Origin of the sequence: Paraburkholderia sp. EG286A, from assembly GCF_040965375.1 — a bacterium.
In the GTDB taxonomy this organism is placed as follows: domain Bacteria; phylum Pseudomonadota; class Gammaproteobacteria; order Burkholderiales; family Burkholderiaceae; genus Paraburkholderia.
The window spans coordinates 55,801-68,148 of sequence record NZ_JBFRCB010000005.1; the positions used below are offsets into that span (position 1 = coordinate 55,801).

General features: G+C 61.7%; 9 protein-coding genes. 7 read left to right on the forward strand and 2 right to left on the reverse strand.

What is annotated here, in order from left to right; genetic code table 11:
- Window positions 1-2: 2 nt before the first annotated feature.
- Entirely contained in the window at window positions 3-1,190 is a 1,188-nt protein-coding gene (locus AB4Y35_RS23495) for an NAD(P)/FAD-dependent oxidoreductase (protein ID WP_368706190.1), read from the reverse strand.
- A gap of 306 nt (window positions 1,191-1,496) precedes the next feature.
- Here AB4Y35_RS23495 and AB4Y35_RS23500 point away from each other — a divergent pair, with 306 nt between their 5' ends.
- The 3 genes from AB4Y35_RS23500 to AB4Y35_RS23510 all read left to right on the forward strand — a co-directional run bounded on the left by AB4Y35_RS23500 (window position 1,497) and on the right by AB4Y35_RS23510 (window position 5,846).
- Complete coding sequence (locus tag AB4Y35_RS23500) at window positions 1,497-3,170, forward strand: electron transfer flavoprotein-ubiquinone oxidoreductase (protein ID WP_368706191.1); 1,674 nt, start codon at window positions 1,497-1,499, stop codon at window positions 3,168-3,170.
- Window positions 3,171-3,611: 441 nt separating this feature from the next.
- Window positions 3,612-4,688 (forward strand): ABC transporter substrate-binding protein, encoded by a 1,077-nt coding sequence (locus AB4Y35_RS23505; protein WP_368706192.1) that lies wholly within the window; start codon window positions 3,612-3,614, stop codon window positions 4,686-4,688.
- A gap of 105 nt (window positions 4,689-4,793) precedes the next feature.
- Window positions 4,794-5,846, forward strand: coding sequence for a proline racemase family protein (locus AB4Y35_RS23510; RefSeq protein WP_368706193.1), 1,053 nt, complete (start codon window positions 4,794-4,796; stop codon window positions 5,844-5,846).
- Between the two features lie 79 nt (window positions 5,847-5,925).
- On the opposite strand, the gene AB4Y35_RS23515 is transcribed toward AB4Y35_RS23510, so the two are convergent.
- Entirely contained in the window at window positions 5,926-6,852 is a 927-nt protein-coding gene (locus tag AB4Y35_RS23515) for a LysR substrate-binding domain-containing protein (RefSeq protein ID WP_368693904.1), read from the reverse strand.
- Window positions 6,853-7,120: 268 nt separating this feature from the next.
- Between AB4Y35_RS23515 and AB4Y35_RS23520 the strand changes: the two genes are divergently transcribed.
- The 4 genes from AB4Y35_RS23520 (at window position 7,121) to AB4Y35_RS23535 (ending at window position 12,291) form a co-directional block, all read left to right on the forward strand.
- Window positions 7,121-8,380, forward strand: coding sequence for an SRPBCC family protein (locus tag AB4Y35_RS23520; RefSeq protein ID WP_368706194.1), 1,260 nt, complete (start codon window positions 7,121-7,123; stop codon window positions 8,378-8,380).
- 52 nt (window positions 8,381-8,432) lie between these two features.
- The gene (locus tag AB4Y35_RS23525; protein WP_368706195.1) at window positions 8,433-9,533 is read left to right on the forward strand and encodes a 2Fe-2S iron-sulfur cluster-binding protein; all 1,101 of its coding nucleotides are present in this window, start codon (window positions 8,433-8,435) and stop codon (window positions 9,531-9,533) included.
- 590 nt (window positions 9,534-10,123) lie between these two features.
- Entirely contained in the window at window positions 10,124-11,413 is a 1,290-nt protein-coding gene (locus AB4Y35_RS23530; RefSeq protein WP_368691324.1) for a glycine betaine/L-proline ABC transporter ATP-binding protein, read from the forward strand.
- Window positions 11,410-12,291: an ABC transporter permease gene (locus AB4Y35_RS23535; protein ID WP_368706196.1), complete on the forward strand. Its 882-nt coding sequence runs from the start codon at window positions 11,410-11,412 to the stop codon at window positions 12,289-12,291. The genes AB4Y35_RS23530 and AB4Y35_RS23535 overlap by 4 nt, the downstream gene beginning before the upstream one ends.
- Window positions 12,292-12,348: the final 57 nt, after the last annotated feature.

The window sequence follows — 12,348 nt, forward strand, 5'->3', positions numbered from 1 at the left end:
CCTCAGGACACCGCGCCGAGGCCGTATTTGCCCGTGAGCAGTTCGCCCGTTTCGAAGCGCTCGATCGAATACGGCTTGAGCGAAACGTCGGTCGGCAGGCCCAGCGCTTCCTGTGCGAGCACGCGGCCCACCGTGGGCGAGAGCTTGAAGCCGTGGCCCGAGAAGCCGTAGCCCACCACCAGACCATCGATGCCCGGCAATTGCCCGAGCACGGGGTTCCAGTCGGGGGTCACGTCGTACACGCCGGTCCACGAGGAGGCAATGCCCGCGGTCTCGTACTCGGGGAAGCGTTCAGCGACCTGTGCGCCGACTTCGACGACGTAATCCATCGGGATATCGCCCTGCTCGGTTTCCGCCGTGTTCAGCTTCTCGCCGACCACGCCTTCGCTGACGAGCATCTGGTTGCCGCCGTAGCTTCGGTAGTACAGCATGCCGGCGGAGGCGAGGTCCTTGAAGACCGGCATGTTGAAGGTGTATTTGGCGGCGTCGCACTCCAGCGCCAGCACGGCATGGCGTTCCGGCATGATGGGAAGCGCGCGGCCGGTCCAGCCGGAAAGTTCTGGAGTCCAGATGTTTTGCGTACTGATGACCATCGACGTCGCGAAGTCGCCAATGCTCGTCGAAACACCGACGACCTTGTTGCCTTCGAGCAGAATCTTGTTCACCGAGGCGTTCTCGCGAATCGTCACGCCGCCGCGGCGCGCGGCGCGCGAGAAGCTCGTTGCCACCAGGTACGCGTCGGCGAAACCGGCCTCCGGCTCGTAGCCGATCAGCGCCGCGTCGTCGAATCGCGCGATGGGCAGCAGTTCTTTCGCTTGCTGCGCGCTGAGCAGTTCGAGCGGAATGCCTTGCGCCTTCTGCTGATTGAGCGACGCGCGCAGCGGTTCGAGCTTGTCGCCTTCGCTTGCCACGATCATGTAGCCGCACTTCACGAGGCCGCACGAGGCCTCTTCATCGCCCAGATAGTTGGCGAAATCGTTGAAGACGTCCCACGACTTGCGCGCAAGCTCCACGTTCTCCTTGACGGAGTAGTGCGTGCGGAGAATGCCCGATGACTGCGAGGTCGTTCCGGCCCCAATCGTTCCGCGGTCGAGCACCAGAACGTTCTTCGCGCCGAGCTTCGAAAGCTGGAACGCTACCGAACTGCCGATTACTCCCGCGCCAATCACCACCACATCGTATGAGTTCACGATTCCGCTTCCTTCGTTGGTCAAGTCGTGGACACAGTGTGACGGCGATGAATCGACGCAATGCAAATATAAGAGCGGGCGATCTTTAGCAAAAGCGAGCATCGGTGCTTGAGCGCGGCCGCGGCCGGGCGAGCCGTTGCGCGCGGCGAATGCAACGCGGCGTTGTGTGGAGCATAAGCAGGCGTGATCTCACCGGGGCGCCAATTTTTTCGGTCTTACGATGCGTTGCACGTGACGCATTCCCGCGTCGCAGCGTCTCGGGGCCGCCTCGCCAAGGTTGGCCGTTGCCCGCTTACGGTTATCGACATGAATACACAGTCCCTCGTTGAGCAGTACTTTCCGCGCGAATCCATGGAGTATGACGTCGTCATCGTTGGCGGCGGTCCAGCGGGCTTGTCGGCGGCGATTCGCCTGAAGCAGCTCGCCCACGAACAAGGCAGGGACGTGAGTGTCTGCGTGCTGGAGAAGGGCTCCGAGGTTGGGGCGCATATTCTTTCGGGCGCGGTCATGGACCCCAGGGCGCTCACCGAACTCATTCCCGACTGGAAGGCGCAGGGCGCGCCGTTGAACGTCGAGGTGACGGAGGATCGCTTTCTCTTTCTCTCGGAGCGTGGCGCGCGCGGCGTTCCCAACTGGCTGCTGCCGGAGAACTTCAGGAACCACGGCAACTATGTCGTGAGCCTCGGCAATGTCGCCCGGTGGCTGGGCCAGCAGGCCGAATCGCTCGGCGTGGAAGTCTTCGCGGGTTTTCCGGCTGCCGAAGTGCTCTATGGCGAGCGCGGCGAAGTGCGTGGCGTCGCCACGGCAAACATGGGCATCGGCAAGGACGGCAAGCCGGGCGACGCGTTCCAGCCTGGTATGGAGCTGCATGCGAAATACACGCTCTTTGCCGAGGGCGCGCGCGGCCACCTGGGCCGGCAGCTCATGGAACGCTATGCGTTGGGCAAGGGGGCCGATCCCCAGGTCTATGGGCTAGGCATCAAGGAGCTTTGGGAAGTCGACCCGAAGCGCCATCAGCCCGGCCTGGTGATTCATACCGCCGGTTGGCCGCTCGAGCGCGATACCTATGGCGGGTCGTTCCTTTATCACCTCGATAACCACCAGGTCGTGGCTGGCTTCGTGGTCGGCCTTGGCTACACGAATCCCTACTTGTCTCCGTTCGAGGAATTCCAGCGCTACAAGACGCACCCCGAGATCCGCAAGTTTCTCGAAGGCGGCAAGCGCCTGTCGTACGGTGCGCGCGCCATTACGGCAGGCGGGTTGATGTCATTGCCGAAGCTGGTGTTTCCGGGCGGCGGACTCATTGGATGCGAGGCCGGTTTCCTGAACGCCTCGCGTATCAAGGGAAGCCACGCGGCCATTGCGACCGGCAAGATGGCGGCCGAAGCGGTGTTCGGCGCCGTGTGCGGCGGCCGCCAGAATGATGTCTTGACGGAATACCCGGAAGCCTTCGAGCGCTCGTGGCTCAGAGACGAGTTGCACCGCGCCCGCAATTTCAAGCAATGGATGAGCAAGGGCCTGTACACGGGCACGGTGATGACTGGCATCGAGCAAAAGCTGTTGGGCGGTCGGGTGCCCTGGACGCTGCATCACAAGCACGCCGACCATCAGACCTTGCGCCCGGCGAACCAATGCAAGGAGATTGTCTATCCGAAGCCGGACGGCAAGCTGACTTTCGACCGGCTCTCCTCGGTCTTCCTCTCGAATACGAACCACGAGGAAAACCAGCCGGCGCACCTCACCTTGAAGGACGCGTCCGTGCCGGTGCGGCTCAATCTGGAGGTCTATGGTGGACCGGAGTCGCGCTTCTGTCCCGCGGGTGTCTATGAGTTCACGCGTGATGCCTCTCGCGGCAGCCAGCTGGTGATCAACGCGCAAAACTGCGTGCACTGCAAAACCTGCGATATCAAGGACCCTACGCAAAACATCGTCTGGGTGACGCCGGAAGGAGGCGGCGGACCCAACTACCCGAATATGTAGCCGCAAGCCGGACCGGAGCGTGTTCATAAGGGGCGGTGATGCTTAATATAATCGGCCTGAACGCATGTTCAATCATGTGACCAGCCAGGCATCGTGATTTTCCCTGGGTTATCGGAGAAATCGCCGAAAAACGTAAAAATTGCGCGTTGCACACAAATTTGACGCGCTACTATGCCGTCTAACAGCGCTCTTTGCCTCGTTGATGATTGAACCGATGTTCAGTGTTGGTGCAGGGATCCGGGCTCGCACACGAGGTGTCAGGCGACCGGCAGATGCAGGGACGGGCAACAACGATCGGATGGGGCGCACGGTTATTCAATTAGTAAGGATCGCGAAATGATCGGTTTTTAGTACCTGGCTGTGCCGCACGAGATGTTTCTCTTAAACCTGAAAGCGATTGACGCGGCGCGCGTCATTTGATGTCGTCAAGGAGTGGATGGAATGGAACTGCACAAGACGTTGACCCCGAAGATTGTGGCGCTTGCTGCAGTCGCCACGGTCAGTACGGCCGCCTCTGCGAGCAACCTCATGTTCGCCAGCTGGGGCGGGTCCTATCAGGACACCCAGGTGGCGACGGCAACGAAGCCGTTCGCCGCGAAGACCGGAACGAACGTCCAGGTCGATACGTACAACGGCGGCATCGCCCAGATCCGCAGCCAGGTTCAAACGAAGAACGTCACGTGGGACGTGGTGGACATGCAGTTGGCCGACGCCGCACGCGCGTGCGATGAAGGCCTTCTCGAGAAGGTGAATCCCGCTTCGCTGCCGGCGGGAAAAACGGGGACTCCCGCGAAGTCCGACTTCCTGCCGGGCGGCCTGTCGGACTGCATGGTCGGCAATGTCGCGTGGTCGACCATGATCACCTACAACAAGGACGCGTTCAAAGGCACCACGCCGACCACGATCTCGGACTTCTTCGACCTCAAGCGTTTCCCAGGCAAGCGCGGGCTCAAGAAGTCGCCTGAAGGCGCATTGGAATGGGCGTTGCTCGCCGACGGCGTGAAACCCGCCGACGTCTACAAGGTGCTCGCGACTCCGGCAGGCGTGGACCGCGCGTTCAAGAAACTCGACACCATCAAGCCTTCTATCGTGTGGTGGGAAGCGGGCGCGCAGCCGCCGCAACTGCTCGCCGACCGCGAAGTGACGATGACGAGTGCGTACCCGAACCGCATCTGGGTGGCCGTCGAGCAGGATAAAAAGCCGTTTGGCTTTCTTTGGGATGGCGAAGTGAAGAACATTGAAGGCTACGCGATCGTCAAGGGCACGAAGAACCTGCAGGCCGCCGAAGACTTCGTGAAGTTCGCCACGTCGACTGAGCAGCTTGCGAAGCTCTCGACCGATACGGCGCTCGGGCCGATGCGCAAGTCGTCGATTCCGCTGATCAATCCCGCTGTTACGCCCTATCTGCCGACGAATCCGGCGAACACGAAGGACGCCGTCGATGTCGACGTCAACTTCTGGGCCGACCACGGCGACGATCTGAACCAGAAGTTCGCGGTCTGGCTCGGCAGCAAGTAATTCATCCGAACGCCTTCACCTGTTGCACTTTCGACGCAGGCTGTCGAAAGTGCAATTATTCATTTGTGAGCGGGATGTCACCTCGCAAATGCTCTAGAGAGAACCATGACTTTCAAGCGCACCTTTCATGCTGTCGAAACGCACGCCGGCGAACCCATGCGGGTGATTACCGGCGGCGTGCCGCATATTCCGGGCAATACGGTGTACGAGCAGATGCAGTGGCTCCGGGAGAACGACGATCAGATCCGCAAGCTCATGCTGCGTGAGCCGCGCGGCTATCCTCCGCTGTGCTGCAACCTGATCGTTCCGGCCAAACATCCGGACGCCGCGGCGGGATACATCATCATGGAGCAGGTCGAGTATCCGGTGATGAGCGGGGGCAATACGATCTCGGTTGCCACGGTCCTGCTCGAAACCGGCATGCTGCCGATGCAGGAACCCGTGACCGAGTTTCAGCTCGAAGCGCCGGCCGGGTTGATCGGTATCCGCGCAGAATGCGCGAACGGCAAGGTCACGCAGGTGACCTTCAGGAACGTTCCGGCCTTCGCCCCCTATGTCGATACCGTGATCGACGTGCCTCATCTCGGCAAGGTCACGGTCGACGTGGGGTGGGGCGGCATGTTCTATGTCATCGCCGACGTGCGCCAATTCAAGGGGCTCGAACTCATTCCGGAGCAAGGCCGGGAAATCACGCGCATTTCGGCGCTCATTCTCAAGGCCGCACAGGAGCAGTTGCCGGTCAAGCATCCTCACTATCCTGGCTACGGCATTACCATCGCCCAGCTTTCCGGCCCGACCGCGAACCCGAACGCGGACTGGAAGAACGCGGTGACGGTGGCCAGTGGCGAGATCGATTTCGATAATCCCGCCACGTGGACCGGTGCGATCGATCGTTGCCCGTGTGGCACGGGCACGTCCGCGAAAATGGCGACGCTGTTTGCCAAGGGTCAGCTGGATCTGCATCAGCCGTTCCGTCACGAGGGCATACTCGGCACCGTCTTTACAGGGCGCCTCGTGGAGCAGGTGGCGATCGACGAAATCAAGGCCGTCGTGCCGACCATTTCCGGGCGTTCGTGGATTTACGGCTACAACACCTATGTCCTCGACCCGGACGATCCGTTCGTCAACGGCTTTACGGTAGGCGATATCTGGGCCTGACCGATTGAGCCAATTGCCCTGCGCGAGTTGAGGTGCACCCGGTCGCAGGGCTGTCATGCTGGCGGCGTGGCGCGGGTGCTCAGCGCGGCGCCGGGTCCCCTCGCAGCCACTCGATGAGCTGCGTGATGACCGGCGTGATGGTCCGCCCGTGAGGCACCACGACGAAGTAGGCGTCGCTGGGCCGGAACGTCGCGAGGTCGATGCGGACCAGGTCTCCCGTTCGCAACAGGTCGTCGACCAACCTGTTCCAGCCGAGCGCTATTCCCTGTCCATAGCGCACGGCCTGAATGGCGTCGGTGTAGAGGCTGCACCGCAACACCTTGTTCAGGCGCGCGGGCCGGTACCCCACGGCGCGAAACCATTCGTTCCAGCCCATCCATCCTTCGGACGTGGCATCCGACTCCACGAGCGCCATCCTGGCGAGGTCGTCGAGCGAGCGCGGCGTGCCGTATTCCTCCAGGAACTCCCGCGAGCAGACGGGAAAGACTTCGACATCGAACAGCAGGGTCGAGGTCCCGTCCGGCCAGTTGCCGTCTCCATAGCGCACGGCGACGTCGACCTCGACATGCCGAAGGTCCGCCGTAAACATGTCGGTCGACAAGCGCAGCTGCAAAGGCGGATCGAGCTTCTTCAGCTTCGCGAGCCGCGGCAGGAGCCGGAATTGCGAAAACGCGGCCGTCGAAGCCAGCACCAGTTCTCTTTGCTCGGTGCCGGTCACCAGCCGATCGAACACGCCTGCGATCTTCTGCATCGACTCGGCGACGACCACGTATAGCGCTTCGCCTTCACTCGTCAGATCAATCGAGCGGTGCAGGCGGTGAAAGAGCTGCACGCCGAGCGTTTCTTCGAGGAACCGCACCTGCCGGCTCACGGCGGACTGCGTGACACCCAGTTCGCTTGCCGCGTAGGTGAAACTCCCGAGGCGCGCCACGGCCTCGAATTCGACAAGGGCGGTCAGCGAGGGAACGATCCGACGATAGCCTTTCGTTGCTTTGGTGGTTTTCATCCGCTTTCAAATCTGTCGACGGGTAAGGCAAGTGGGTTTGTGCCTGCATGGACGACCCTCTTTTACCGGGGAAACCCTGGCCTGGCATTCCCGGTTAGTCGGCCCGCGAGGCCCGTTTCGGGCGCCGCATTCCGGGCGCATTTTCGCATGATTTAAACGAATGTGAAGCAGCTTATAAAGCGCGTTGACGGTGTGTTTTGACGGTCCAATACTTCACGCCATATCAGTGTCCCGAACGCTACGCAACGTTCTCATCCAGAGGCCCACCATGTCTGAAGTTCAAATTCAAACGCACCGCGAACTCATCGATAGCCGCAAGAAGGGACACGGCATGCCCGGTGAATTGTTCGGGCGTCAGGACGTGTTCGAAACGGACGTCGAGGTGTTCTTTCACAAGCTCTGGATTCTCGTTGGCGTGACGGCCGACGTGCCGGAACCGGGCGATGTCCACACGGTGGATATCGGTCGTGCATCGGTCATCATCGTGCGCGACGACGACGAAAACGTGCGGGCGTATCGAAACGTTTGCCGTCATCGTGGCTCGCGCATCATGAAGAAGGCCGGCAAGGCGAGCGTCGGCATGCTCGTGTGTCCGTACCATCAGTGGACCTACGATCTGGACGGCAGCCTCAAGCATTCGACACACATGGGCAAGGACTTCGACGCAGGCTGCCACAGCCTGATTCCGGTTCATGTGAAGACGGTGGGCGCGCATATTTTCGTTTGCCTCGCCGACGAACCGCCCGCGGACTTCGAGAAGCTCGAGGCCGTGATGGCGCCGCGCTTCGCGCCGTACGACCTGACGCGCACGAAGATCGCCCATGAAATGGAGATCGTCGAAAACGGCAACTGGAAGCTCGTGATGGAAAACAACCGCGAGTGCTACCACTGCGCGGGTACGCATCCGGAGCTGACGAACTCGTTTCTTGCCGAAGACTTCGGCTTTTGTCCGGACGGCCAGAGCGAAGAGTCGCTGCAGGCCTACGACGATTACCTGAAGCGCAACGCGGCATGCCTGGAGAACTGGGAAAGGGACGGCTATGTCTGCGGCACGGTCGAAGCGCTCGACGAGAGCGTGGATACCAACTTCCGCACTCAGCGGCTCGTCATCTCGGGCGCAAACGAATCGCAGACGCTGGACACGAAAGTGGCCTGCACGAAGCTGCTGGGCGGCGTCACGCGCCGCGATCTCGGCGACGTCCACATGTGGGGCCATCACTCCTGGACTCACGTGATGAGCGACCACGCCGTGATTGCCTACAGCCTGCCGCTCGCGCCGGACAAGACGCTCGTGCGCACGCTCTGGCTGGTCCATGCGGACGCGGTGGAAGGCGTGGACTACGACCTGAAGAAGCTCACGGAAGTGTGGGTCGCGACGACGACCCAGGACGCGGAGCTCGTCGGCAACACGCATGCGGGAACGCAGGATCCGGCCTATATTCCGGGGCCGTTCTCGAACTTCACCGAGGCCGCGCTCGACCAGTTTTCGCGCTGGTACGACGCGAAGCTGAAGGCACACGGAGTTTGAGGTCGCCATGAACGTAGCCGCGGATTCATGTTTCATCCAGCAGGGTCAGGAAATGCTTGATCGTTTTTGCAGTGCGAGCACGTGGGAACGCGCAGACGCGCAGTGGCCAAGCCACGAACAGCGCACGCTGACGTGCATGCGCGTGTGCGCCGAGACGCACGACGTGCGGACCTTCGTGTTCAGCACGCGGGAGGGCCATTTCAGCTTCGAGCCGGGCCAGTTCATTACCGTGTCCGCCGAAATCGACGGCAAGGAGGTCAGCCGTTGCTATACGATCTCCTCGCCGCCCACGCGTCCCTATACGCTTTCCATTACGGTCAAGCGCACGCCGGGCGGCGTCATGTCGAACTGGCTGCACGAGAACATGAGAGAGGGCGTCGAGCTGAAGGCCTTCGGGCCGTCGGGGGTCTTCACGCCGTCTTCGGGACCGGCTGCCAAGAGTCTCTATCTTTCGGCGGGATCGGGCGTGACGCCGTTGATGTCGATGACGCGCGCGGCGCTCGACCTGGGGTTGAACCGCGACATCGTGTTCATTCATAGCGCAAGAACGCCGGAAGACATCGTTTTCCGTAGCGAGCTGTCGAATTTGTGCGCGCTCTCGGACAAACTGCGCGTGGTTCACGTCTGCGAGGCGCTCGGGAGCGAACCGGACTGGTCGGGGCCCGTGGGGCGACTCAGCCTGGATCTGTTGATGGAGCATGTGCCGGACTACCGCGAGCGCGAAGTGTTCATCTGCGGACCGGGTGGTTATATGGACGCTTCCAGAAAGATGCTGGCGGATGGCGGCCATGATCCCGCCCGCTATCATCAGGAAAGCTTCAACTTCGCGGAGACCGTGGAGTGCGCTGAGGCGCCGGTCGCCGAGGCCAGCGCCGCGCCGGCCGCGCAGGCCGGCTTTACGGTGCAACTGGCGCGCTCGGGTCGCTCGTTCACGATGGACGCCTCGCAGACCGTGCTCGCCGCCGCGCGCAAGGCCGGTGTGCCCTTGCCGTCGTCATGCAGCCAGGGCATATGCGGGACCTGCAAGACGAAGGTGCTCGAAGGCTCCGTGGACATGAAGCACAACGGCGGCATCCGTCCGCGCGAAATCGAGAAGGGGATGCGGTTAATGTGCTGCAGCCGCCCGACTTCGAACCTGGTACTCGATTTGTAGCAGGGCGACTATGGTCTGAATGGCTTCGGCAAGCCGTTCAGCCTGAATTGAAGTGCACCGATGCCCCGTCGTGGCCCGCAATGCGTTGCGGGGCGCGCCGGGGCAATTCTTTTTTGTCGTCTGGACTTTCGCCCAATTCCCCGCCGCTTCTCCCATTTACCAGCATTTTTCTCGCATTTTCCTGGTATTTTCCCTGACTGAATGCCCCCCAGGACTTTCCCTTGTCCTATGCGGCGCGCGCCGCTTGCCGAAGATTGGCCAAACGAGGCCATTCCCACCACTCAATTGCCCGCAAAGCCCCCACCTATATAGGATCTGCGTGCCGTTCGCCTTTTCGCTAAACGTTTCATTGCTCACCTGGCGCCTCGCACGCATTACCAAAGGTATGGGAAAGGGCCGAAAAAATGTAGCTGGAGGGGACAAATTGGATTGCTACGCTGCAATCACTGCATCAACGGCCGCGCCAGAACCGAAACCGCCGAAGTATTGGATTCGAAGCCGGGATGCCAGCTGAATCGCCACGCTAGCACTTCAGGTCGTACCGGAGTTCGCCAGCGCCAATTTTTTGAACCAGCCAGTTGGGATGACAAATGGCCCCTCATCTGACGTTCGCACCGGGCGACACGTTGCCGCCAGGCGCAATCAACACAGCGGGTACGCCTTCGGTGGCCCGGCCCATTGCCATATCAGGAACCGACATCCTGACGGTCAAGAACCTGTCGAAGATCTTCGGCCCGAAGCCCGAGGTTGCCGCGCAACTGGTCAAGCAGGGCCTGGGACGCGATGAGGTCTTCAAGCGCACCGGCAACATGGTGGCGGTCAACGACGTCAGCCTCAACGTGAAGGCCGGCGAGATCTTCGTCATCATGGGACTCTCGGGCTCCGGCAAGTCGACGCTCGTGCGGCTGCTCAATCGCCTGATCGAGCCGACCTCCGGCCAGGTCGTTCTCGAAGGCCGCGACATTGCGCCGATGTCCACGCCCGAACTGCGCGAAGTGCGCCGCAAGAAGATGGCGATGGTGTTCCAGTCGTTTGCGCTGCTGCCGAACCGCTCGGTGCTCGACAACATCTCGTATGGCCTGGAAGTGGCGGGCATGAAGAAGTCCGAGCGCTATGAAATCGCCCGCGCTGCGCTCCAGCGCGTGGGACTCGGCTCGTACGAAAAGCTGCTGCCCAGCGAACTCTCGGGCGGCATGCAGCAGCGGGTCGGTCTTGCGCGCGCCCTGGCGGTCAATCCTGCCGTGCTGCTGATGGATGAAGCCTTCTCGGCGCTCGATCCGCTGATCCGCTTCGAAATGCAGAGCGAACTGCTGCGGCTCCAGAAGGAGGAGCAGCGGACCATCGTCTTCATTTCGCACGATATCGAAGAGGCCATCAAGATTGGCGGCCGGATCGGCATCATGAAGGACGGCTGCCTGATTCAGGTCGGCACGCCGGCCGAACTGATCCAGTCGCCGGCGGACGACTATGTACGGGACTTTTTCCGTCACGTCGACGTCTCGCGTTTCCTCAAGGCCGAGAGCCTGCTGACCCGCGTCGAGCGCGGCCTGATTTCCGGCGACGTCGGCGCGCCCGCTGAGCGTTACCTCAATCAACTGATCGATAGCGGCGCCGAATGCGGTTACGTGTGCGATCCAGCCGGCCGCTACCAGGGTTGCGTCACGCCCGCTTCGCTGCACAAGGCGGGTGCCCAACCGCTGCGCGAAGCGTTGCTCAAGGACTTGAGCACGGTCTCGCTGGACACCGACCTGCACGAACTCTCCGCGATCGCCCTGAGCCAGCAACACGACGTGCCGGTGACGGACGCGGCAGGCAAGCTCGCGGGCGTCGTGTCGTGCCGAACGATACTCAAACAGGTTATGGAGCGGAGGGCAGCATGAATTCGTCAGTCATCGGCAAGTTCGCAGAGAACGCCGTCAATTTTCTTTTCAATCACTTCCAGGGCGGATTCAATGCGTTTTCCGCGGCGCTCGGTGCAGTCGTCAAGCTGCTCGAAGACGGCCTTGGGGCGATTCCCTTCGTCGCGATGCTCGTCTTTCTCGTCGCGTTTGCATTGTGGCGCCGCGGCATCGCCTTCGCGGTGTTCGTCGGCATCGCGCTGATGCTGATTCACTACATGGGGCTGTGGCCGCAAACGGTCGCGACGCTGGCCCTTGTCGTTGCCGCGACGGTTTTCAGCCTCATCGTCGGCGTGCCGCTCGGCATCTGGGGCGCGCGCAACAAGCGGGTCGAACTGATTCTGCGTTCGCTGCTCGATTTCATGCAGACCATGCCGGCGTTCGTCTATCTGATTCCCGCCGTGATCCTGTTCGGCCTCGGCCGCGTGCCTGCCGTGATCGCCACCGTCGTGTTCGCCATGCCGCCTGTGGTGCGTCTCACGACGCTCGGCATCCGCCAGGTTCGCGAGGAATTGCTGGAAGCGGGCCGCTCGTTCGGCAGCACCGACGCGCAGCTGCTCTGGAAGATCCAGCTGCCGAATGCCTTGCCGTCCATCATGGCCGGCGTGAATCAGACCATCATGATGTCGCTTTCGATGGTCGTGATCGCCTCGATGATCGGCGCAGGCGGCCTCGGCGAATATGTGTTGAGCGGCATCCAGCGGCTCGACATCGGCATCGGCTTCGAAGGTGGCCTCGGCGTCGTGCTGCTGGCCATCGTGCTGGACCGCCTGACGGAGACGTTCGGCGTGAAATCGAAGAAGAGGAGGCCCGTCACGAAGGTGGGCAAAGCTGGCACCACCGAAGCGGCGCATAGCTGACTAGCCGGATGCCTGCCTGACATCACAGGCAGGTCATCCGTGACGAATCGGTAATTT